Origin of the sequence: Bradyrhizobium nitroreducens, assembly GCF_002776695.1 — a bacterium.
Lineage (GTDB): Bacteria > Pseudomonadota > Alphaproteobacteria > Rhizobiales > Xanthobacteraceae > Bradyrhizobium > Bradyrhizobium nitroreducens.
The window spans coordinates 3,370,920-3,393,507 of the sequence record NZ_LFJC01000003.1; the positions used below are offsets into that span (position 1 = coordinate 3,370,920).

24 protein-coding genes and 1 tRNA gene are annotated in these 22,588 nt (G+C 64.2%); 8 read left to right on the forward strand and 17 right to left on the reverse strand.

From position 1 onward, the window contains the following. Positions 1-197: 197 nt before the first annotated feature. The 13 genes from TSA1_RS16455 to TSA1_RS16510 all read right to left on the reverse strand — a co-directional run bounded on the left by TSA1_RS16455 (position 198) and on the right by TSA1_RS16510 (position 10,537). Positions 198-383 (reverse strand): hypothetical protein, encoded by a 186-nt coding sequence (locus TSA1_RS16455; protein WP_100177275.1) that lies wholly within the window; start codon positions 381-383, stop codon positions 198-200. 54 nt (positions 384-437) lie between these two features. Then, positions 438-692: a DUF2188 domain-containing protein gene (locus TSA1_RS41140; RefSeq protein WP_430649764.1), complete on the reverse strand. Its 255-nt coding sequence runs from the start codon at positions 690-692 to the stop codon at positions 438-440. Then, positions 689-847 carry a hypothetical protein gene (locus tag TSA1_RS39330; RefSeq protein WP_161497237.1) on the reverse strand — a complete coding sequence of 53 codons (159 nt, stop codon included), beginning with the start codon at positions 845-847 and terminating at the stop codon, positions 689-691. The genes TSA1_RS41140 and TSA1_RS39330 overlap by 4 nt, the downstream gene beginning before the upstream one ends. Positions 848-903: 56 nt before the next feature. Further along, positions 904-1,254: a hypothetical protein gene (locus TSA1_RS16465; protein ID WP_100177276.1), complete on the reverse strand. Its 351-nt coding sequence runs from the start codon at positions 1,252-1,254 to the stop codon at positions 904-906. 606 nt (positions 1,255-1,860) lie between these two features. Next, positions 1,861-5,121, reverse strand: a complete 3,261-nt coding sequence (locus TSA1_RS16475; RefSeq protein WP_145984326.1) for a bifunctional DNA primase/polymerase — start codon at positions 5,119-5,121, stop codon at positions 1,861-1,863. Positions 5,122-5,124: 3 nt separating this feature from the next. Further along, positions 5,125-5,445 (reverse strand): hypothetical protein, encoded by a 321-nt coding sequence (locus TSA1_RS16480; RefSeq protein ID WP_100177278.1) that lies wholly within the window; start codon positions 5,443-5,445, stop codon positions 5,125-5,127. A 59-nt stretch (positions 5,446-5,504) separates the two neighbouring features. After that, positions 5,505-5,693 carry a helix-turn-helix transcriptional regulator gene (locus TSA1_RS16485; protein WP_100177279.1) on the reverse strand — a complete coding sequence of 63 codons (189 nt, stop codon included), beginning with the start codon at positions 5,691-5,693 and terminating at the stop codon, positions 5,505-5,507. Positions 5,694-5,864: 171 nt separating this feature from the next. Next, positions 5,865-6,035 carry a hypothetical protein gene (locus tag TSA1_RS39335; protein ID WP_161497238.1) on the reverse strand — a complete coding sequence of 57 codons (171 nt, stop codon included), beginning with the start codon at positions 6,033-6,035 and terminating at the stop codon, positions 5,865-5,867. Between the two features lie 10 nt (positions 6,036-6,045). Further along, positions 6,046-6,246: a helix-turn-helix transcriptional regulator gene (locus tag TSA1_RS16490; protein ID WP_100177280.1), complete on the reverse strand. Its 201-nt coding sequence runs from the start codon at positions 6,244-6,246 to the stop codon at positions 6,046-6,048. A 111-nt stretch (positions 6,247-6,357) separates the two neighbouring features. After that, positions 6,358-6,813 (reverse strand): hypothetical protein, encoded by a 456-nt coding sequence (locus tag TSA1_RS16495; RefSeq protein WP_100177281.1) that lies wholly within the window; start codon positions 6,811-6,813, stop codon positions 6,358-6,360. Positions 6,814-6,816: 3 nt separating this feature from the next. Then, entirely contained in the window at positions 6,817-8,100 is a 1,284-nt protein-coding gene (locus TSA1_RS16500) for a tyrosine-type recombinase/integrase (protein ID WP_145984327.1), read from the reverse strand. Between the two features lie 342 nt (positions 8,101-8,442). Next, on the reverse strand, positions 8,443-9,474 hold the full coding sequence (locus TSA1_RS16505) for an LLM class flavin-dependent oxidoreductase (protein WP_100177283.1): 1,032 nt from the start codon (positions 9,472-9,474) through the stop codon (positions 8,443-8,445). Between the two features lie 139 nt (positions 9,475-9,613). Beyond that, positions 9,614-10,537, reverse strand: a complete 924-nt coding sequence (locus TSA1_RS16510) for a LysR family transcriptional regulator (protein WP_100177284.1) — start codon at positions 10,535-10,537, stop codon at positions 9,614-9,616. Positions 10,538-10,649: 112 nt separating this feature from the next. Between TSA1_RS16510 and TSA1_RS16515 the strand changes: the two genes are divergently transcribed. The 3 genes from TSA1_RS16515 to TSA1_RS16525 are packed head-to-tail and all read left to right on the forward strand — an operon-like array spanning position 10,650 to position 13,769. After that, positions 10,650-12,008 (forward strand): MFS transporter, encoded by a 1,359-nt coding sequence (locus tag TSA1_RS16515; RefSeq protein ID WP_100177285.1) that lies wholly within the window; start codon positions 10,650-10,652, stop codon positions 12,006-12,008. Beyond that, a complete protein-coding gene (locus TSA1_RS16520) occupies positions 12,005-12,508 on the forward strand; it encodes a GAF domain-containing protein (RefSeq protein ID WP_100177286.1) in 504 nt (167 codons plus the stop codon). The genes TSA1_RS16515 and TSA1_RS16520 overlap by 4 nt, the downstream gene beginning before the upstream one ends. A 13-nt stretch (positions 12,509-12,521) precedes the next feature. Beyond that, a complete protein-coding gene (locus tag TSA1_RS16525) occupies positions 12,522-13,769 on the forward strand; it encodes a metal-dependent hydrolase family protein (protein ID WP_100177287.1) in 1,248 nt (415 codons plus the stop codon). Positions 13,770-13,821: 52 nt separating this feature from the next. Here TSA1_RS16525 and TSA1_RS16530 read toward each other — a convergent pair whose 3' ends face one another. Both TSA1_RS16530 and TSA1_RS16535 read right to left on the reverse strand, forming a co-directional pair. Then, the gene (locus TSA1_RS16530; RefSeq protein WP_100177288.1) at positions 13,822-14,802 is read right to left on the reverse strand and encodes an NADPH:quinone oxidoreductase family protein; all 981 of its coding nucleotides are present in this window, start codon (positions 14,800-14,802) and stop codon (positions 13,822-13,824) included. Between the two features lie 56 nt (positions 14,803-14,858). Next, a complete protein-coding gene (locus TSA1_RS16535) occupies positions 14,859-16,916 on the reverse strand; it encodes an ATP-dependent helicase (protein WP_100177289.1) in 2,058 nt (685 codons plus the stop codon). A 128-nt stretch (positions 16,917-17,044) separates the two neighbouring features. Here TSA1_RS16535 and TSA1_RS16540 point away from each other — a divergent pair, with 128 nt between their 5' ends. Next, positions 17,045-17,671 (forward strand): TMEM175 family protein, encoded by a 627-nt coding sequence (locus TSA1_RS16540; RefSeq protein WP_100177290.1) that lies wholly within the window; start codon positions 17,045-17,047, stop codon positions 17,669-17,671. Positions 17,672-17,680: 9 nt separating this feature from the next. On the opposite strand, the gene TSA1_RS16545 is transcribed toward TSA1_RS16540, so the two are convergent. After that, complete coding sequence (locus tag TSA1_RS16545; RefSeq protein ID WP_026202701.1) at positions 17,681-18,061, reverse strand: YciI family protein; 381 nt, start codon at positions 18,059-18,061, stop codon at positions 17,681-17,683. A 175-nt stretch (positions 18,062-18,236) separates the two neighbouring features. Here TSA1_RS16545 and TSA1_RS16550 point away from each other — a divergent pair, with 175 nt between their 5' ends. Both TSA1_RS16550 and TSA1_RS16555 read left to right on the forward strand, forming a co-directional pair. After that, complete coding sequence (locus TSA1_RS16550; RefSeq protein ID WP_245448307.1) at positions 18,237-18,470, forward strand: hypothetical protein; 234 nt, start codon at positions 18,237-18,239, stop codon at positions 18,468-18,470. Positions 18,471-18,496: 26 nt separating this feature from the next. Beyond that, positions 18,497-18,700: a hypothetical protein gene (locus TSA1_RS16555; protein ID WP_100177292.1), complete on the forward strand. Its 204-nt coding sequence runs from the start codon at positions 18,497-18,499 to the stop codon at positions 18,698-18,700. Between the two features lie 11 nt (positions 18,701-18,711). On the opposite strand, the gene TSA1_RS16560 is transcribed toward TSA1_RS16555, so the two are convergent. Beyond that, on the reverse strand, positions 18,712-19,425 hold the full coding sequence (locus TSA1_RS16560) for a substrate-binding periplasmic protein (protein WP_174718927.1): 714 nt from the start codon (positions 19,423-19,425) through the stop codon (positions 18,712-18,714). 319 nt (positions 19,426-19,744) lie between these two features. Between TSA1_RS16560 and TSA1_RS16565 the strand changes: the two genes are divergently transcribed. Then, positions 19,745-22,150: an ATP-binding protein gene (locus TSA1_RS16565; protein ID WP_100177294.1), complete on the forward strand. Its 2,406-nt coding sequence runs from the start codon at positions 19,745-19,747 to the stop codon at positions 22,148-22,150. Positions 22,151-22,478: 328 nt separating this feature from the next. After that, positions 22,479-22,552 (forward strand) — tRNA-Gly (locus tag TSA1_RS16570). Positions 22,553-22,588 lie beyond the last annotated feature (36 nt).

The following is a 22,588-nucleotide window of genomic DNA, read 5'->3' on the forward strand; positions in this document are numbered from 1 at the left end:
GGTGGTTCGCGCGAAGGTCAGCGGCGGCCAGGCTGTTATCAGACTCCAACAATCGCGTGGGCCGGTCAGGTATCGCAAACTCGATAGGATTGAAGGCAGATACTCGCCTCTATGGCGAAGATGGATTCCTTTAGTCCGCTAAGGATGCCGGTTGGCGCCTTGCACAGCGCTGAGAGAAATGCCGGTATGTTCTGATTCTATTTGTGGCGACTGAGTTCGGCGCGAACGAACATCGGCGAACTTGTATTAACTATCCGATCTTCAGTCACTCCATTGCGGATCTTGATCAGCGGCAGCTCAATCGAAACAACCTCCCAGTCGGAGTAGCCCTCGCTGCCGCCCTCGATCATGTGGATTTGGTAACGCTTGCCAATTTCGAACATCGTATATCCCCTTGAAGGTGTGGCGCCGCCGCGCGAACGACGGCGCCCGTATTGCTAACCTTTGATGTTGTGCGGATCGGCGCCGTAGGTCCGTTCTTCGCGGATTTGCCCGTTGCTCTTATGGAGAACAGCTTGGCCTAGTCCTCCATTATTTTGAGCGCGATGGCCGGCCTTAATAGCTGCGGCCTCGGCGGCTGCTTGCGTTCGGTGATTGGAGATCACGTTAGTGCCTCGCTCTACGGCCCAACCGTTGCCTTTGGGAACTGAGTGGAAGACTTGCCGTTTTGACATTTCGTTTGCTCCGTTCATTGAAGGGTGTCGGCAATGCGCTTCAACTTGCGCATCGCATCATCAAGTTCGTTTCGCGCGCGAGACAGATTTTCGTTCCGGATCGCACGGTCACAGTCGTCAAGCTCGTTCCGCAAAAGTTGGCGGATCTCGTTTTTGGCCTGTTGGGGTGTCATGGTATCTCCTTGGCCGGAGGCCGCGCGCTAGCAACAGCACGGCCTCCGGCCTGCTCCTAAGCGACTGACGTGGAATTAATTATATCGGCGTTCGTCGGCATCGCCGTCGCCGCGGCGCTGAGGAAGAGCCCGTCACAGTGAGCCAGCATCGATTCGATGAAGCGACCGTGACAGACGCCGTAGTCGGCTTTGGTTGTTTTGAGGCCACCGTTGCAGATGTAGTTGAGCGACAGGCGCCCCAACGCATAGCTTGGCCGCAACCAACCGCGGCCCTTCCACTGAGGAGGGGTATGATAGAAGTCGCCATCACTGTCGTAAGCCCAAGTAACTACATGGCCTTCGTCGATCGCTTTCTTGAAGGCCTTGAGAAGTCCGGGCGGATCACTCGTTTCGAAATTGATAGCCATAGTCCTGGTCCTCGATAAGCAAGGACGACAGGAACGAGTGAGCCACTTGACAATTCTTGTCTAAACAACAACTACTGTCCATGTGATCACAAACTCCCTGCCGTCCAGGTGGGGTTCTGGCCCGGTCGGCGTCCAACCGCCTTCCGGGCCGCTTCATGTCCAATTGGGACATCGCGTGAACGTGGGAACTTCCGTTCAATTTGGCAAGGCTGGGATAACTAAATTTTAGGCATTGCACGCTGACTGCCACCTGAAGCAGCAAGCGTCTTGATTCGCATTTGGAAGAAAGCCGAGGTCCGCTACGGGTTACAAGTCGCCGTCCGGAAGTCTGCCGATCACTTCCGGTCTGGCCCGCTTAGCGGGCCTCAGCTTGACAAATCCCCAACTTGGTAGCGGCCGGCCTGTACGGTCGAAGTCACGTCCCGATCAGCTTCGCGAATGCCATGCCTGCACCGAACACCGCCGCCCCAGTGACCATCCCGCCCAGGGGGAACAGCCAGAGCGTTCAAGCATCCGTTGCGATCAAGGCACGCTGCTCGGCCGCGAAATGGCGGACTTCTTCCTGTCTCTGCGCGATATAGGCAATCTGTCGTTGCTGGTTCATGATCACCATCCCTCCGCATCCCGCCGTTTGATATCATCGAACCACGCCGCGATGGAGCGCAGCGTGGTTGAGAATGCATCTTCGAACCTTAACAGGCTTTCCGTTTCCCTGCCGATCTTTGCGAAGACAGCCTTCGTCGGCGCGCTCTCGACCTCAAGGCTCGCCAGCGCTCCAAGCCGGGTTTCAAGCCACTCGCGCAGGGCGGCTTCGCCACCGGGGAGGATGCCGGGGAGATAGGTGCCGGTATTGGGTTTCTGGCCGGGTCCAGCCTTCTTATAGGTGACGCGGCGAACGGGCGAGGTGAGCCCCAGTTCTCTAATAGGAATACTATTTAAGGAAGTGGGGCTCACCTCCCGAACTTCCTCGGCCTCCCGCTTGGATACGCCAAAGGCATCTATCGCGTCATTCTTGCTGAGAAGGACCACACCCTCGGCCATCATGTCAGCCTCAGCACCGGGGCAGACGGCATCCCACTCAACGACCTCGTCCACCGTTAGCGGCAGGATCACATCCCCGACCAAGTCGAGAAAGCACGGCTCCGTTCGGCGGTGCGGCCTCAATCGACCGATGGCCTGCTCAAGCTCGTCCTCCGTGACACCACGGCGGACGGCCTCGGCGAACGGGTCGGGGTGACACTCGACGCTGGCGGCGACGGCCGGACCTTCGGTCATCCGAATGCCGCCAGTCCGCTTTCGGTAGAACTCGCCGATAGGCTTGACCGGGTATCCGGCAAACACGCTCGCGCGCGCCTCGATCTTGTCGGGGGACAGCCACCACCGGCCGATGACGACGAGTCCGGCCACCGTTTCGAAATCGTTCAGGCCCGACGTGGCGCCGAAATGCATCCACGACACACTCGCCGGCGCCTGACCGGCGAACCGCTGTTCAAGGCCGAGGTAGGAAATGACCCCAAGACGCGCCGGGGCGATCAGGGCGGCCTGCTGACGGATGTAGCGGAGGATATCCCGCTCGTTACGCGGGTGCGGCTTGGCCTTCTCGCCGACTCCAAGGGAGCCCATCGACACGGGTGCGCCGATGACCTGCCGAACGCGGACATGATCCGGCCATTGGATGGTGATGTCGGCCTTGACGCTGGCGGCGACCGGAATGCCGGCGACTTCATCCCCAAACACGGTGGCGTGCAGGATCTCCGGCGTCGTGAGAGTTGCGTCCAGCGCGAGCACGGGCGCCCACCAGGACGGATGGAACGGCCGCAGCGGCGTGAACGTGAACGTGCTGCCCGCCACGCTGATCCGTCCCGAATGCCGATGGTCGAATGTAAGGAACATCGCGATCTCGTTCCATAGATCGCCCGCTTCTCGCGCGAGCCTATTCCGCGCGCGGTGCTTGTGGAGTGCAAGATTGAGCCCGGACTCCCTCATGCCCGGGCGAAGAACATCCGGCTTGACCAGACGTTGCTCCAAGATCGCGGCCCGCAAGGCGGTATGCGGAAAAATGCCGTGCTCATCGAGTACCGCGCGGGATAACGGCCCAGTGCCATTGTTTTCTGTCGCCGTCAGCAGCTTCGCGCGCATGCCGAGCAGGAAATCGTTTTCTTCGTCGCTGCAAAGTTCGATCTTGGCGCGCCAAAGCTCGGTCGTATCGATCCTCGTTTGATCGCCGATGGCGTTGTCGTGGAATTTCTCGTCGATCACAAGGCCATCTAGCTCGGGCAGAAAGTCCGGCTTCTCATAGAGCAGCGATGCCGACGTGATGATCCAAACGTCAGGCTTCGCCTCGCGTTGCCGCTCATGGCCGCAGACAGTAGCGAACTGACATTGCACCAGTGTCTCATTGATCCGGCGCATACAGACGGCGGGCCGGACGCTGACACCCAGAGCAATAGCCGCAGCCGCAGCCGGTAGGTTTTGGCACATGGTCTGTCCCGGCGCGTCGGGGTCGGCCTGTTCGCGGCCCCGATATACCTGTGCCTTGATGCCAAGGCTCTTCAGGTCGAGCGCGATATTTTTACCGAGGTCGATACGCGGGACCACATAAGCTAGGCGCCATCCGCGTCTGGTCCATGCGGCAACATTTCGAGCTGCTTGAAATGACTTACCGCCGCCAGCTTCAATCTTTACGCCCCATACAGGCGGCTTTTGATGAATCAGCGGCGACTTGAGGCGGGTCTGGTTGCGATAAATGCGCCACGCCTTCATCTGCGCTTCGAAATCGTCCAGAGCGCCCCGCAGTTCCGTCGTGGCGTCGGCAAGCGGGACGGCACGGTCAGGATAGGTCGGCGAGAGCGAGCCTGACTTGGTTGAGCGCAGAAGGATCAGGCGTTCGTCCGGCAAGCCGAGTTGCTGGCGTAGCCATGCCGCCGCAGCCGGATAAGGAATGCGTTCGGCCTTGGCGACAACCCTGACCGGCGTGAAGGTCTCCCCGGTGCCGAAGTCAACGATCCCGTCCGGATGAAACGACAGGTTCGTGCCGCGCTTCTCCTCGGAGCGGCCAGAGCCGGACGCGCGCCATCGTGCGACCACCCTGTAGGTCGGCCCGCGCCAGCGGCCCCCCGGCAAAAGCGCAGGGGCCCAGGCGGCCAAGTTCGAGAGCGCGACCGTATTCAGATCGTCATGCCACAGCGTGTCGTCAGCAGGCGCGCCCTGCGCAGGCCGCTCTACAGCCTCGCCACGCGGCTGGCGAGGGGCGGGTTCGTCCCACCCATGCGCACGGAGGATTACCTCCATCGTGACGAGATGGGCGCGAGTAAACGCCGGAAGCTCTTCTAGCTGGGTATCGAGCAGCGTCCGCTCAGTCGTCCATTCATACGGGCGGCCGGTGTCGGGATGAATTGTCGGCGGTAAAACAGTCTGTTTGCCGACGCTCAGAAAATCGAGCAACCCCCGCCTATCGGCGGCGCGGTAGTTCTTAGACGGCAACGGCTCGACGGCACGAAATAGCGCCGTCCGACCTTTCCGACCTCGCTTGGCTACCATGACCGGCGGCAGCACCGCGAGGATCGGATCAACCAAAGCGTCGTCGTCAATATCGACAGCGACCAAGCCACCGAAGCCGCAAGCGAGGCCAATGCCCCCGCCATAGCGGTCGGCCATCCTTCCCCAAGCAGCGAGCTTGGCGACGGATGCGCGCTCGGTACAGAAGCTCTGCCAGCCCGACAAGCCGAACCACGGCCCATCACCTTCATCGGTGACGAAGCCGCGATAGATGCCGGGAGATTTCGTGCCAGCGGCGATCGGCAACGGCGAGTAGCCGTTGCCATGCATCGCGAGCGCGACGGATTCGAACGAAGAAGAATCAGGCACGGCTTAGAGCCAGAGCGCCGCGATGTGCTGCCAAAGCGCGCGGTGCGGGTCCAACCAGAATACCTCACGCGCTGCCTTTTGGATTTCTGCAAGAGGGATAAGCCGCCTCAACGTCGGCCGCTCGGTGTTGCGGAAGAACACACTGCCGTCCTCAAACACGCGCATTTCGTAGTCGCGATGCGGCCGGCGGCGCATGTGCTTGTCAAACTCGCGGGCAGCGCCGAGAACCGTGTCCGCGTTGATCGGCGTATACGCGGGAGACGCAACCCAACGCTTACATGCTTGCGCGCACGCCAAGTCGGGATTATAAATATCGGGCTTCATCAGACTTTCCTTTTTGCATCACCCGCCGCCTGCCAGCGCGCGGGTTTTGCTTTTGTGGGCTACGCGACAGCGATACGCCGCGCTTCGAGCCATAGGTCCACATCCGACCGGCGGTAACGCACGGCACCGCCGGGAAGTCGGAACCAGGCCGGTCCCGTGCCTTCCCGGCGATACCGCTGCAACGTCGGTCGCGACACGCCGAGTTCCGCCATGAGTTCATCTTGAGGCAGCAGCGCTGAGGTCGACATTTTTGGTCTCCAATCGTTCGTGAGAACAAACGAACACGCCATCACAGAGTTGAACAGGCCATTATGATCTCCCCTGCCGAAAACCCTCTTGCACAAGGCAAGAACACACCGACGCGAAGCTAGACGCCGCGTCGGTGGCAACGTTTCGTTGATACTTATCGCTGGGATGTATCAGGCGAGCCCGGCGTCGATCAGGTCGGCGCGGTCGCGAAGCGCCTGCGCGCAAAGTTCTTGGTCGGTCGGACCAAACGTGATGTCTTCGTTTCGTTCGAGGAGTTCCGCGAGCGCGAGCGCGTATCTGGCGGGGTCAGTCTCAAGGTCGAAGGTGTCAACGTTGATCATCGCCGCTCTCTCAGGCCGCGCGCTCGTTGGAGTTGGCCGACGACCGAGTCGCGAGCCATGCGTCGATCTCCGCCGCATCGAAGAAACGAGAGCGGCCAATATAGATCGGCGTAGGAAAATTGTTCGTACGCTGCTTAACAAGTCGCTCGAAAGTGGACTGCGGCATGTCGAGCTTGCCGCGCACGGTTTCGGACTTAATCAGTTGTTTCATTTTGTACCTCCTGAGATTTGATGGTGGCTCAAGAGGTACAAATGGCGGCGTAGAAAATCGCGGTAGAAATTGACTGACGCTCGTTACCCCAAAACAATGGATGGTGTGTCGCTACACGTCACGCTTCAAGCGTTTCCAGATCTTCTTGATGGACTCGATCCCAACCCCAACACCCTTATCGGCCGCGACGGCGGCTTGAGCGGCCCCAACCTTCATGCCGCCCTCAACGCGCTCGTAAACGGCTAGGAAAATCTTATAGTCTCGCCATTCGCCTTGCAGCGATCCGACGGGATTGTCTCCGCAGGAGCTGCGCCACGCTTGGCTCAACTCTTCCGCCCGAAAACGGATTGGCGGTGCGCCCAACTCGGTCTGCATCGCTTGTTCGGCAACCTTTCCGATGCATCTAGCAAACCTATCAACCTCGGCTTGGATCACATCCGGCATGGGTAGTCCGTGCCGTCGCGCCAAACTATATGCGGCCCAAGCCGCCGCAGGATTCTTGTTTACGGTGAACACTCCGGTCAGTGTGGTTAGGTCAAGTTCGGCCTTTGTGGGCAGCTTCGCCATTGATCACGCCTCCGCCTTGAACGGCACGACGTTCGATTCTCGCTCCACCATCAGATTGGCGAGAAAATCCGCCCAGACGTTCAACGCGTGGCGCTTCTCCTGAGCGAAGGAATGTCGCTGATAAACAGCCATCACACCGCGCATTTGATGGTTCAGGACCCGTTCAACCGTCACAACGTCGACCCCAAGCCTCGGCATGGTCGTGGCGGCCGTGCGCCGCAAATCGTGAAGTCGCCACAGCTCGATTTTAACCTCCTCAGGATTGTCGCCGCCCGCCGCCGCGTCTTCCCGCGCGATCTCCAGCATCACTTCATCAATGCGCGTTTTCGCGTGGGCCGCAGAGAACGAGGCGAACACACGGGGCGTGTCCTTGACCCGGTCCATGCTCGTCAGAATCTCAACGGTGATCGGGGCGAGCGGAACGGCATGGGCGCGGCCGTTCTTCGCGCGCGCACCGGGGAGGGTCCATGTCGGTGTGTCGCTGGTCAGGTCGAGTTCTGACCACTCCATGTCGCCGACTTCGTTCAACCGCTGCGCTGACAACAAGAGCAGATGGACCAATTGGCGCCGAGGCCATTCAAGGCGGTCGATTGCCCGCAGCAGGAGCCGCAATTCATCATCAGTCAGGACTCGATCCCGAGCGACCTCCTTGACGACCGCAGTTCCGTCAAACGGGTTCCTTTCGACCAGTTCCTTGGTAATGCACCATTGGAAGAAATGTCGCCCATATGCTCGCAACCGCTTCGACTGGATCGGCGCGCGCACCTTGACCATGTCGAGTACCCGGATTGCGTCGCTGCGCCGGATGTCATCCACGCGCCTCTTGGCCCAGCCTTTCAATTCCTTGTCGAGGACACGCCGCACCTCCCGGCCGGACTTCAATCCATCGGCGTGGTCGGCGTAGTAGCGTGCCAGCACGTTTGCGACTGTATCCTCGCGGCGTCGGGCTTCCTGCTCCTCGGCCGCGATCCGTGCCGCTTCTGCCCGGCGAGTGGCGCGCTTCTGGTCGGCCGGGTCCGCACCCATCGCGCGTTGCCTTCGTGCATCGCCGGCTGCATCACGGGCCTGTGCCAGCGTAAGCGCGCCTGGACCGCTGGCTGGACCAAGCACGACCGTCACGTCTTGCGCGTCTTCCTTCTCACCGCGTCGGAACCTGTAGACGAATGTTCGCACCCCGGACGGATAAACCAACACGCGCAGCCCGGGATGCCCCACGTCCGGCAGGGCGTAGCGCTTCGCTCGCGGTTTTGCGTGTTCGATCGCCAACGCAGTCAGCGGTTTTTTCATCAGCGCCCCCTTACTGAGCCCCACTCCAAGCCCCAACAAATACCTAGCTGTAGTGGTATTTGCTGGGATGTCGTCAGCTACCAGTAGAGGACGATATCATTGATTACAATGAGATTTTTTGATGCATGTGGGGCTTGTCGGTAGTTGCCGAAACCACAAGATGCCTGACTGTAAATCAGCCGCCTCATGGCTTCGCAGGTTCGAGTCCTGCCTCCCCCACCAGCCTTCGCTCGCTTCGCGAGCTTCGGCTCGGCAAGCCAGCCCAGATCATCGTCCCGCGAAGCTAGCGAAGGCTCTCACGCCGAAGCCCACAGGGCGCAGGCGGACCGGCTCTGAACGAGTTCACCCCATCATCTCCCTGACCATCGGCACCACCTTGCGCCCGTAGAGCTCGATGCTCTTCATCAGCTTCTCGTGCGGCAGGGGGCCCGCCGAATATTTCAACTGAAACCGCGAAATGCCGAGCGCCTTCGCCGTGCGGGCGATCTTGCGCGCCACCGTCTCCGGCGCGCCGACATAAAGCGAGCCGTGCTCGGCCTCATGCACGAACTCGTCGCGGCCCATCGGCGGCCAGCCGCGCTCCTTGCCGATGCGGTCGCGCATGGCCTTGTAGTCGGGCCACAGCTCTTCGCGCGCCTCTGCATCCGTCTCGGCGACATAGCCGGGCGAATGCACGCCGATCGGCTGCGCGGGGCGGCCGAACTCCTTGGCGGCGCGGTGATGGAGATCGACGAAGGGCGCAAAGCGCGCGGGATCGCCGCCGATGATCGCGAGCATCAAAGGCAAATCGTAATGCGCCGCGCGCACCACCGATTGCGGGCTGCCGCCGACGCCGATCCAGGTCTTGAGCGTGCCGTGCTCGACCGGCGGATAGACCAGCTGATCCCGCAGCGGCGGCCGCAGCTTGCCCTCCCAGCTCACCGGCTGCTGCGACAAGAGCGCGGCGAACAGATCGAGCTTCTCCTCGAACAGCTCTTCGTATTTGCGCAGGTCGAAGCCGAACAGCGGAAAGGATTCGGTGAACGAGCCGCGGCCGAGGATCACCTCGGCACGTCCGTTCGAGAGTGCATCGAGCGTGGCAAAGCGCTGGAACACGCGGATCGGATCGTCCGAAGACAGCACCGTCACGGCCGAGCCGAGATGGATGCGCTTGGTGCGCGATGCGATCGCCGCGAGCACGGTCTCGGGCGAGGAGATCGCGAAGTCGGCGCGGTGATGCTCGCCGAGGCCGATGAAGTCGAGGCCGAGCTCGTCGGCCAGCACGGCTTCGTCGACGACGTTGCGGATCACCTGCGCATGCGGGAGCATCGCGCCGGAGGCGTCCCTGGTGACGTCGCCAAAAGTATCCAGTCCGAATTGCAGGGATGCGGTCATTGATGGGGTTCTCTGCGAGCGCAGCTTGCGCCATTTACGAGGAGGTATCGTTTGCGGTGGAGCTAGGCCGCAGCGGCCGGGGCAACAATGCTGCTTCGGGAAACGCACCGTTTCCGTTTTGGATCGCGCGCCCGTGCGTTCAGTCGGATCTGGCGAACATCCCGACCAGGGTCTCGCGCAGCCAGCGTTGCGCCGGCACGGTGTCGTTGCGCTGGTGCCAGAACAGGCTGACGATCCGCGACGGTGCCTTGAGCGGCAGCGGCATGGCATGCAGGAACGGCGCATGGCGGGATTGCGAGCGCAAATCGCTCGGCAGCACCGCGATCAGGTCGGACTGGCGCACGACCTCATAGGCCGCACTGTAGTGATTGACGGTCGCGACCAGGTTGCGTGACAGGCCGCGCGAGGCGAGGAAGAGATCGTAGGACGGCAGGGTCTTGCCGGCGAGGCTGACATCGACATGCCCCGCGCTCAGGAAAGTGCGCGTGCTCAGCCGCTTCTGGGCGGCGAGCGGATGGCCGCGCCGCATGAAGCAGGCATAGTCGACGGTCCACAGCGAGCGCGAGCGAATGGCCGCCGGCTGCTGCGCCTCGTTGACATAGACGCTGAGCACGCAATCGACCCTGTTGTCCTCGAGCTGGTCGGCAATCTCCAGAATGGTGTTGGGGACGGTGTGGACGCGTGCCTTGGGCGCGACTCTGCCGAGATGGCCGAGCAGGTTCGGCATCACCAGCGAGGAGACGTAGTCCGACATCGACAGGCTGAATTCGGTCTGCGCGCGGGCGGGGTCGAACACCTGCTCGTCGAGCGCGCCTCGCACGCTTTCCAGCGCCTCGCCGATCGGCTCCCACAGCACCACGGCGCGCTGGGTCGGGCGGATCCCGGTGCCGGACCTGACGAACAGGGGATCGCCGAGCGCCTCGCGCAGCCGCGCGAGCGCATTGCTGACCGCGGGTTGGGTCATCGTCAGCGCGCTCGCGGCGCGCGTGACGCTGCCTTCCGTCATCAGCGCCTCGAAGACTTTGAGGAGGTTGAGGTCGAGCGCGCGGAACGACACGAACATTCACCGTGGTGATATATTAGATCATGATTATAAATTATGACGATAATGTCACTTTGTCTATGGTTCCCTCCCGAGCGGCGCGCCGGGCCCGCGACATCAGAGGGGGACTTTCATGTCGATGATATCGGCGCGCATCGAGCGCCTTCCGTTCGCACGTTTCCACAAGCACCTGCTGCTGATGGGCGGGCTCGGCTACATGTTCGACGCGATGGACGCGGCGGTGCTGGCCTTCATCTTGCCGGTGCTGCGCACGGCGTGGAATCTGACGAGCGTCGAGATCGGCGTGCTCGGCAGCAGCACCTATATCGGGTTCCTGTTCGGTGCTTTGTTCGCCGGCACGCTCGGCGACCTGATCGGCCGCCGCGCGGTGATGATGTCGGCGCTGGCGCTCTACTGTGCCGCATCCATCGTCAGTGCCGTGGTCGACACATGGCCGTCCTTCTTCGCCGCGCGCGTCGTCGCCGGCATGGGCACCGGCGCGGAGAGCGCGATCATCGCGCCTTACCTGGCGGAGTTCGTCGCGCGGCGGTACCGCGGCAGCTTCACCGGCGCACTGGCCGGCTTCTTCTCCTTCGGCTTCGTCGCCGCGGCCTTGCTCGGCTACTTCATCGTTCCCGCCTACGACAATGGCTGGCGCATCGTGCTCGTCATCACGGCGGTGCCGGTCGTCATGCTGTTGTGGTGGCGCAGGGCGCTGCCGGAATCGCCGCGCTGGCTCGAAAGCCGGGGCCGGGAGCAGGAAGCCGGAGCCTTGCTGGACAGGATCGAGGCGGGCTTCGCGCGCGAGGGCCATGTCCTGCCGCAGCCGGTTGTCGAAGCTGCGGCGCCCGTAGGGACCGGTGGAACGCTGCTTGCCAATTTCGCGGCGCTTCTGGCGCCCCGGCAGGCGCGCATCACCATCATGACCTGGATCATGTGGCTGGCGATCACCTTCAGCTATTATTCCTTCTTCGTCTGGATACCCGGCCTCCTGGTCCAGAACGGCATGAGCATCACCAAGAGCTTCGCCTATTCGATCGCGATCTATTGCGCGCAGATTCCCGGCTATTTCAGCGCCGCGTATTTCAACGAGCGCATCGGCCGGCAGGCGACGATCGCGACCTACATGCTGCTCGGCGGCGTCAGCGCGCTCGGGCTCGCCTTCGCGCAGAGCGATCAGCAGATCATGGCGGCGGGAATCTTCCTGTCGCTGTTCATGAACGGCACCTATGCGGGCGTCTACGCCTATACCGCCGAGGTGTTCCCCACGCCGGTCAGGACCACGGGCGCCGGGCTCGCTTCCGCAATCGGCCGCATCGGCGCGATCGTCTCGCCGATCCTGGTCGGCTATCTCTACCCGAACTTCGGCTTTGCCGGCGTGTTCGGCGTCACCACCACCGTGCTGCTGCTCGGGGCCATCACCGTCGTGCTCATGGGCGTGCCGACGCGCGGCCGCTCGCTGGAGGAGATTGCGGCGGGTGAAGTCGTATGACGCGGACGAAATCCAAGGCCGATCCGCTGCTCTGCGCCGTTGCGGCGGCGCAGGGCGGGGCGAATCAGCCCGATGCGCTGTTCGCGGCGCTGGACGAAGCCGTGAAATCGGCGATCGGACACAAGCTGTTCACGATCCTGACCTATGACAGCGGCAGCGGCGAAGCGGCGCGGGTCTATTCCAACCTCCCCGGCCCGTATCCGGCCGGCGGACGCAAGCGGCTCGCGCCCGGGCCATGGACCGAGGCCGTGCTCGATCGCGGCGAGGCCTATATCGGCTATAACCGGGATGATCTGCGCACCGTGTTCTCCGACCACGAGCTGATCGCCTCGCTCGGCTGCGAGAGCGTGCTCAACATGCCCGTGCGCTGGCGCGGACGCACGCTGGGCTCGCTGAATCTGCTTCACCAGGCCGGCTGGTACGGCGAGGATGACGTCGCCGCATGCCTTCCCTTTGCCCAGCTCACCTTGCCGGCGCTGCTCGCGCCGGCCGATCTCTGACAGGACCGTCGCGATGCCCCGCATCCTCTTCAAGAACGCCGCACTGCTCGACCCGCTCCAGCCGGAACTGCTGGAGGGACAGCATGTGCTGGTCGAGGACAATCTGATCAAGGAGGTCTCCGACCGGCCGATCCAGGCCGCCGCCGACCGCACCATCGATCTGAAGGGCAAGACGCTGATGCCCGGTCTGATCGATCTCCACGTTCACGCCATAGCGGTCGAGCTCAATCTGGCGCAGCAGGTGCACATGCCGAACGTGCTGGTGACGCTGCGCTCGACGCTGCTGCTGCGCGGCATGCTGCGGCGGGGCTTCACCACCGTGCGCGATGCCGGCGGCGCCGGCCATGCGCTGAAACAGGCGATCGACACCGGCCTGACCGATGGCCCGCGCCTGTTCGTCTCCGGCCGTGCGCTCAGCCAGACCGGCGGCCATGGCGACATGCGGGCGCGCTCGGATTACCTTGCGAGCGATGCGCCATGTCCGTGCTGCGTACGTGTCGGCGCGCTGGCGCGCGTTGCCGACGGCGTTGACGGCGTGCGCAAGGCCGCGCGCGAAGAACTTCAGATGGGGGCCGACCAGATCAAGATCATGGCCTCCGGCGGCGTCGCCTCGCCGACCGATCCGGTCGGGGCCTTCGGCTACTCCGAGGAGGAGATCCGCGCCATCGTCGAAGAGGCGCGCGGCCGCCAGACCTATGTGCTCGCCCACGCCTACACCGCCGCTGCGATCGAGCGCGCGGTGCGCTGCGGCGTGCGCACGATCGAGCATGGCAATCTGGTCGATGCTCCGACCGCGCGTTTCATGGCCGAAAAGGGCGCCTATGTGGTGCCGACGCTCGTCACTTACGAGGCGCTGGCCAACGAGGGGGCCCAATATGGCCTGCCGCCGGAGAGCGTCGCCAAGATCGCCGACGTCCGCGACGCCGGCCTGCGGTCGCTCGCGATCTATCGCGATGCCGGCGTGAAGATGGGGTTCGGCAGCGACCTGCTCGGGCCCTCGCAGCGCCTGCAGAGCGACGAATTCCGCATCCGGGCCGAGATACTCGGCCCGCGCGCCGTCATCGCCAGCGCCACGTTGATCGGCGCCGAGGTGCTCGGCATGGAGGGCAAGCTCGGCCGCATCGTGCCCGAAGCTCTTGCCGATCTGCTCGTGGTGGACGGCAATCCGCTGCGCGACGTCGCCTGCCTGCTCGGCCAGGGCGAGCACATCCCGCTGGTGATGAAGGCGGGGAGGGTTCAGTTCGATCGGCTGGATGTGTAATCGCCGCCACATCCCGCCCATCCGCGGGGCGTTCGGTTTCCGATTGCGCGTCCTACTTCGCGATGCGCACGACCATCTTGCCGAGCGCCCCGCGCGTCTGCATGGTCCTGAATGCGTCCCGGAAATCCTCGAGCGCGAAGACGCGGCCGACCACGGGCTTGAGCTGGCCGTCTGCGAGCCAGCCCGTCAGCTGCGACATCAGGCGCTTTTGCACCTCGGGCTCGCGCAGCGGAATCTGCGCGAGGTCGACGCCGAGCAGGGCGCCGCCCTTCAGCAGCGGCAGGTTGAACGGCAGCGCAGGGATCGCGCCGGCGGCAAAGCCGACCACGAGATGGCGGCCGCGCCAGGCGATGGAGCGAAACGCCTGCACCGAAATCTCGCCGCCGACGGGATCGAAGATGACGTCGGCGCCGCGTCCGTTGGTCAACTCCTTCAGCGTTTCGCGCCAGTCCGCCTGCGTGTAGTCGATCACAGCATCGGCACCATGCGCCCGCGCAAAGTCGCGCTTCTGCGGCGTCGACGCCGCCGCGATCACGCGGGCGCCGAGCAGCTTGCCGATCTGCACCGCCGCGATTCCGGTGCCGCCGGCCGCACCCAGCACCAGCAGTTGCTCGCCTGGGGCGACCGTGGCGCGTGCGCTCAGCGCATAGAGTGCGGTGAGGTAATTCGCACGAAACGAGGCGGCGACCTCAGCTGCGACACCGTCGGGCAGAGGATGGAGCGCTTCGGGCTTGACGACGATCTCCTGGGCGAGCGCACCCGATCGCGTCATGCCCATCACGCGCATGCCGGGTTGATAGCCGCCGGGTGCGCCGGGCGCCTCCGTCACCACGCCGGCAAACTCCGTCCCGGGAATGAAGGGCAGGGGATCCTTGGTTTGATAGCGGCCCTCGATCTTCAAGCCGTCGACAAAGCCGATCCCGGCGGCTTCGATCTGAATACGAATCTGCCCTCGATCCAGGGGCGGAGACGGAACGTCCTTCAGCTCGATCTGATCGATGGACGCGTATTGCTCGACGACGACGGCTCTCATGTCGGACCTCTATAGTTCCGGCCATCCTGACAGGTCCCGCGACCGGCCTCTTGCGTCTACCGCCACATCCCCCGCATCCGCGCCCCAATGTCGATCTTGGGCCCCTGCGCCGCGCTACGCGCTGCTCCCGCCGCGGCCTTCGGCCAGGCGGTGCGCTCGAACAGATAGACCAGTTGCTCCGGGATGAAGCGGGTGCGCGAGGCGTAGACGTGACGGTCGCCCTTGGCGGCCTGGCCGTGGGTGAAGAAGCGCTGGGGAACGACGAGGTGCAGATCGTCCTTGGCGCGGGTCATCGCGACATAGAGCAGGCGGCGCTCCTCCTCGAGCTCGGCAGAGGTGCCGGCGCCGAGATCGGACGGCATGCAGCCGTCGACGACGTTGAGCACGAACACCGATTTCCATTCCTGGCCCTTGGCCGAATGGATGGTGGAGAGAATCAGATAGTCTTCGTCGCGCAGCGGCGGCCCGGATTTGTCGCTGGTCGCATCCGGCGGATCGAGCGTGAGCTCTGTCAGGAATTTCTCGCGGGATGAATAGCCGCTCGCGATCTGCTCGAGCTGCATCAGGTCGGCACGGCGCGTCTCGGAATCCTCGTGGAGGCGATCCAGATGCGGCTCGTACCAGAGCCGCACGCGTTCGAGATCGACCGGCCATTCCGAATAGCGCAAATTCTCGACGGTGCGGACGAAGGCGGTCCAATCGTCGCCGGTGCGTGCCGGGACGGGAATCTGGCCGAGCGCATGCAGCGGATCGGTGCTCTCCGACATCTGGTCGAGCACGCGCTGCGCGGTCGCAGGTCCAATGCCCGGCAACAGATGCAGGATGCGGAAACCGGCGACGCGGTCGCGCGGGTTCTCGGCAAAGCGCAGCAGCGCCAGCACGTCCTTGACGTGCGCGGCATCGAGGAATTTCAGCCCGCCGAACTTCACGAACGGAATGTTGCGCCGGGTCAGCTCGATCTCGAGCGGGCCGGAATGCGAGGAGGTCCGGAACAGCACCGCCTGGTGCTTGAGCAGCGCGCCTTGCTCGCGGTTCGCCAGCACCTCCTCGACGATGTAGCGCGCCTGGTCGGCCTCGTTATGCACGGTGACGAGCTGCGGCTTGTGCGAGGCGGCGCGATCGGTCCAGAGGTTCTTGGTGAAGCGCTCGCGCGCAAGCCCGATGACACCGTTGGCCGCCGCCAGCACGGTCTGCGTCGAGCGGTAGTTGCGGTCGAGCGTGATCATCTCCGCGCGCGGCGAGAAGCTCTGCGGAAAGTCCAGGATGTTGCGGACCGTGGCGGCGCGGAACGAATAGATCGACTGCGCATCGTCGCCGACCACGGTGAGCCCGCGTCCGTCGGGCTTGAGCGCCAGCAGGATCGAGGATTGCAGGCGGTTGGTGTCCTGGTATTCGTCGACCAGCACGTGATCGAAGCGGCCGCCGATCTCCTCGGCGATCAGCGCGTCGCTCATCATCTGCGACCAGTACAGCAGCAAATCGTCGTAATCGAGCACGTGCTGGGCCTGCTTGGCTTCGACATAGGCCGCGAACAGGCCCTTCAGCTCGGCGGCCCAGCCGGCGCACCAGGGATAGTGCGCTCCCAGCACCTTTTCGATCTCCATCTCGGCATTGACGCAGCGCGAGTAGATCGACAGGCAGGTACCCTTGGCCGGAAAGCGGCTCTCGGTCTTCGACAGGCCGCGCTCGTGCCGCACCAGATTCATCAGGTCGGCGGAATCCTCGCGGTCGTGGATGGTGAAGGCGGGATCGACGCCGATGCGCTCGGCATATTCGCGGAGCAGGCGCGCGCCGATGCCGTGGAAGGTGCCGGCCCAGGTGAGGGCATCGCGCATGATCGCGGCGTTGTTCTCCCCTAACACCTTGCGGGCGATGCGTTCCACCCGGCCGGCCATCTCGGCCGCCGCGCGGCGGGAGAACGTCATCAGCAGGATGCGGCGCGGATCGGCGCCGGCGACGATCAAATGCGCGACCCGGTGGGCCAGCGTGTTGGTCTTGCCGGAGCCGGCGCCGGCAATGACGAGCAGAGGGGCGCCCACGGTCGCGCCATCGGCCACCCCATGCTCGACGGCGCGGCGCTGCTCCGCATTGAGCGTGTCCAGATAGGTTGCCACGAATCGCCCCGGTGAAAGGGCGAGAGTCGGCGATCCCGGCGCGAATCGCAATGCGGCTGGACGCATCTCGATTTAACACCTAGGGAAAAGAAGGCCCAAGGTTCCAGCCCGAAAAGCGCACAGCCGGCATGACCGACTCCAACTTCGAGTCCAAGCCCGAACTCAAGCCTGAACTCAAGCCCGAGCAGTTCGAGATGCGGCGGCTGGAGTCGCTCAGCAATACCATCTTCGGCGTCGCCATGACGCTGCTGGCCTACGATCTGCCGAAGGCGGCCGTGTTTACCGGCGCGCCCGACTGGAACGATCTGGCCCGGGTCTATTCCGGCAAGCTGATCGGCTTCGCGCTCAGCTTCATCATTGCCGGCGTATTCTGGATCAGCCATCACCGGCGGCTGGCGGGTCAGCCGGTGGGTAGCCGCGGTGCGGTGATGCTCAATTTGTTCTTCCTGCTCTCGATCGTGCTGCTGCCTGTCACCAACGGCCTCTACACCAACTATCCCTTGAGCAGCGCGGTCGCAGTGCTCTATGGCCTGCATCTGAGCGCGATCGCCGGCCTCAACGCCTGGCTATGGTGGAGGATATTGGGCGGCTGGAGCCATGAGATCATGGCCTCGCTGTTTCCGCTGCTCGTGTTCATTCCGGGCACGATCGTGGCGGCCTTCGCACCGCACGCCGCGCCCTTCCTGTGGTTCATCGCCTTCGGCGGGCTCCTGATCCAGCGCTTCTACGGTGCGCGGACCGGGCCGGGCGCGTAAGGCCGCGCCTCACCCGGACGTCGCGCCGAACCCATCGGCCGGCACGTAAAGCTTGACCGGGCGGATTTCGTAGACCGCAGTCGGGTTGACCGCACGCAGTTTCCGCGCCGCCGCAATCGCCTCTTCCTCGGTGGCGCATTCCATCAAATGGAAGCCCAGAAGCTGCTCCTTGGTCTCGGCAAACGGGCCGTCCAGCACCATGCCCGCGCCGGGGCCGCGCAAGGTGCGGGCCTTCCGGGTCTCATCCAGGCGGGCGGCCGGCCCGAACTGCCCGCTTGCCCGCAAGGGCGCCTGAACCTCGATGACCTTGGCCACGACCGCGGCGTCCTGCTCAGGGGTCCAGGACAGGATCTCGTCTTCCACATGGTAGGCCAGGATCGCGTAGAGCATCGTTCCCTCGTTGTTTTTCCGCACAGATCCAAAGGACGTAGCAGCACAGGCGGTGCCGACAATCCCCAGGAAGAGATTCATGCACGAAATATTGCGTGGTCCGGCCGCGACGAAACCGTCCCGAAACCCGATAGCGCCCCTGCCGTGTGAACGCCGCCGAAAGCGGGCGCGACTGATGACCACAACAACAAGATTTCTGCTGGAGGCGGCAATGTCGGGTCACACCATCAAATCCGTTTGCAAGATCATCTGCGACGCGCGTCGGACCGGACAATCGGAGACGGCCGATCTGCACGATCAAAGCGGCCATCACCGCTATTACGGCAGCTCGGCCGAGAATGGCGGCGAGCGCATCGTGGAAACCAGGCGCGGCAAGCGCCCTCGCGCCATCAATGTCTGCGGCTTCTGAAGCCTTCAAGACGAAATTCGTTCGACATGAATGTCCTGCAAATATCGATCGCGGCGATGCCGTTCCTGCTCGCGCTGACGAGCCGGATGGGCAAGGCCATCGTGCCATGCCTGCTGACGAGCATCTTCACGGTGCTGCTCGGCGCGGAGCCTCACCGCGCCGTCGTGGCCTGGTGCGCCGGCATGCTGATTGCGGCCGTTGCGTTACGCGAGCGGCTTCGCGCGGGCTGACACGGCAGTCGTCACTTCCCGTTCAGGACTTGCTTGACCAGGGCCTCGCGCAGCGCTGCCAGCTCGCCGCTCGCCACCATCTGGGCGATCACCTTGCCAACCTTCGGCACCAGATCGCGATGGCGTTCATGCAGATGATGGTAGATGTGGATGCGCTCCAGCGGCGGCGAGAGCGGGTAGATCCTGTCCTGCAGATTGAGCTTCCTCACCGCGGCGAGCCCGCTGAAGAGGTCGGTGACCATGACGTCGAAACGGTCGGCGTCGAGCATCTTGACCATGTTGTCGAGGCTGGTGGCCGCCGTGACGCGGGCCATCCCGCGCGTGCCCGCTTCCGAGGAGCCGACGCCGCGGACGATCCCGATGCTGTAGTCCCTGATCGAATCCCAGCCCTTGACCTCGAACCGGAGCCTGGTCGCGAACACCGCCGGCTCGATATAGTTGATCGCCGGCGTGACCTGGACCAGCGTCGGGTAGTCCCGCGAGAGCGTGCCGATCCGCTGGATCTCGCCGTCGACCTCGCCGGCGCTCGACAGCGCAAGCGCGCGCTTGCCGGGGACGTCCTCGAACTCCAGCCTGATGTTCAGCTTGGCATAGACGGCCCGCAGCATCTCGCCCCCGACATATTGATCGGGGATGTCGGCGATGCGCGCCAGCCGGATCACGTCCTGCGCTTGCGAGGGACCGGCTGCGAGCAACGACAGGCAGGCGACGACGAGCTGCCACATCAGGCGCCTCCTTCGGCCGTGTATGCTACCCTTGGATTCGGACGCCCGCGCGATCTACCGCAAGTTGACGCTTGTGCGCCGGCAACCGTTCCCGCCCGCCATACGAGTTGTTCCGGACTTTCACCGATGTCATTCTAACACGCGGGGTGCTAGCTTGCGCGGAAATCCTGCCGTTGGGCGCAAGACATGACCCGCCGCCCACGGGCCGACGGGGTGATTGCGCGCATCGGGTGACGAGGCAGGCGTCTCAACTCTTGGACTGCTCGAAACTGCAACCGGTGGACCGGAGCAGAGAGCCACCATTCCGGGGACGTGGTGCATGGCCAACGCAGGTGACGAGGACCCCAAGCGCGGCCGTGTCATCGCGCCTGCGGCTGCGAAGCCGGGTCTGGCCGGTATCGGTGCCGCGCTTGCGCCTCCGATGTCCGCGTCGCGGCTGTCGCGGCTGTTCAACTGGACGCGCAGCGGCGTCGGGCCCCGGCTTCTCGCCGCCGTGCTGCTGTTCTCCTCGGTGGTGACGCTGATGCTGACCGGGCTCCAGCTCTATCTCGACTACGATCGCGAGGTCGGGCTGATCGAGACGCGGCTCGACGAGATCGGCCGCAGCACGACCGGCAGCCTCGGCGAGAGCCTATGGAATCTCGACCAGAACCAGCTCAAGCTCCAGCTCGACGGTATCCTGCGGCTGCCCGACATCCGCGCCGCCGAGGTGCGCGAGATTGCCGATCGCCCCAATCCGATCCGCATGGCGGTCGGCGAGCCCGGCACCCGCTCGATCGTGACGCGCGACTATCCCTTGAACACCAAGGTGCAGGGGACCGCACGCCCGATTGGCGTGCTCCATGTCGAAGCCACACTGACCGACGTCTATCAGCACTTGCTGAACCGGGCCCTGGTCATCCTGGCCAGCCAGGCGGCGAAGACGTTCCTCGTCTCGTTCTTCATCATCTACATGTTTCATCTGCTGGTAACGCGGCATCTGGTTGCCATCGCCGAGTTCGTCAGCAAGTACAATTTGGCGCGGCCGCCGCCGCCCTTGCGTCTGGAGCGCCGGCCGCCCTACGACGCCGACGAGCTCGACAAGGTGATCGAGGCCTTCAACGCCATGTGCGCGAACCTGGAGCGGGCCTATGGCGAGCTGCGCGAAGCCAATGCCAATCTCGAGCGCGACCTGACCATCCGCCGGCGCGCGGAAGCGGACGCACGGGCGAGCGAAGAGCGTTTCCGCGACTATGCCGAGACCGCCTCCGACTGGTTCTGGGAGACCGGGCCGGACCACTGCTTCACCTACCTCTCCGACCGGGTGATCGCCTTCGGTATGGATCCCAAGGTACGGATAGGCACGCGCCGCATCGATACCGCGCTCGACCGCGTGACCGAGTCCGAGAAGTGGCGCGCGCACCTGGCGACGCTGGACCGTCACGAACCGTTCCGGAAGTTCGAATATCGCGGGCGCGATACCACCGGGCGGATGCATCATTTCAGCGTCAACGGCAAGCCGGTCTTCGACGCCGACGGACGCTTCACGGGCTACCGCGGCTCCGCGACCGATCTCACCGCGCAGCACGAGACCGAGGAGCGGCTGCGTCAAGCCCAGAAGATGGACGCGATCGGCCAGCTCACCGGCGGCGTCGCGCACGATTTCAACAACGTGCTCACGGTCATCACCGGCACCATCGAGATCATTCGGGAGGGGCTTGCGGACAAGCCCGAGCTCTCCGCCATCGCGCAGTTGATCGACGACGCGGCCGCGCGCGGCGCGGAGATCACCTCGCAGCTCCTGACCTTCGCGCGCCGCCAGCCGCTGGAGCCGCGCGAGATCGACGTCAACGCCCTCGTGATCGAGACCGCGAAGCTGCTCAAGCCGATCCTCGGCGAGCACATCGAGATCGAGACCCGGCTCGCCGACGACGCCTGGTCCGCGATGGCGGATCCGTCGCAGCTCTCCGCCGCCATCGTCAACCTCGCCGTCAATGCGCGCGACGCGATGCCGGGCGGCGGCAGGCTTACCCTGGAGACCGCGAACCGCGAGCTCGACGACACGAGCGGCGTGGGCGACGCCGTACGCGGCGCCTTCGTGATGGTCGCGGTCGGCGACACCGGCCATGGCATTCCGGCCGACATCCGCGAGCGCGTGTTCGAGCCGTTCTTCACCACCAAGGGCGTCGGTCGCGGCACCGGGCTCGGGCTCAGCATGGTCTACGGCTTTGCCAAGCAGACCGGCGGCAGCGTCGCCATCGAGAGCGAGGAAGGGCGCGGCACGGTGATGCGGCTGTTGCTGCCGCGGTCGAAGGGCGAGGCGCCGGCGAGGACGGCGCCGGTTCAGCCGCTCGTCACGGCACGCGGGCACGAGACGATCCTCGTCGTCGAGGACGATCCACTGGTGCAGGGCTATGTCATCGCCCAGCTCGGCAGCCTCGGCTATCGCACGCTCGTGGCCGGTGACGGCGCGTCCGCGCTGGCGCTGGTCGACCAGGGCGCCAAATTCGATCTCCTGTTCACGGATATCATCATGCCCGGCGGCATGAACGGGCGGGAATTGGCCGACGCCGTCCGGCTCCGCCGGCCGGGCGTGAGGGTGCTCTACACCTCTGGCTACACCGACAATACCATCGTCCACGAAGGGCATCTGGATCCCGGCGTGGCATTGCTCGGAAAGCCTTACCGGAAGGCAGAGCTGTCGGAGAAGATTCGCGAGGTGCTGGCGGGCGAGCCGCTGGGCTGAAGCGCGCGGGCCACGAAAAGGCGCGGCGGGGAGGCCCCGTCGCGCCCGATTTCGTGCTCGCTGGTCCAGGGCTGAGAGCGCCCCGATGCCAAGCCTTTTTCAGAGCTTAGCGGGCGATCCCAGCGAGGTGACAGCGCTTGGTAAAAGACACTGGATCACCTCCTTTCGTTGGTTTCGGAAGACCCCAATATAGGCGGCATTGCCGCCGCTGTTAAGGGGGCGATGGATCCGCAGGAACCGGCATGGCCTGCAAGGTGGGGGAAGACGCCGCAAGGCGATCCCCTGGGTAGTTGAGACCGCCGCCCGGCCGTGTTAGGGAGCCCCTGACGCGGGTGTAGCTCAATGGTAGAGCAGCAGCCTTCCAAGCTGAATACGAGGGTTCGATTCCCTTCACCCGCTCCAGTATTTTCAAGCACTTATCGGATCACTTGATTTCCA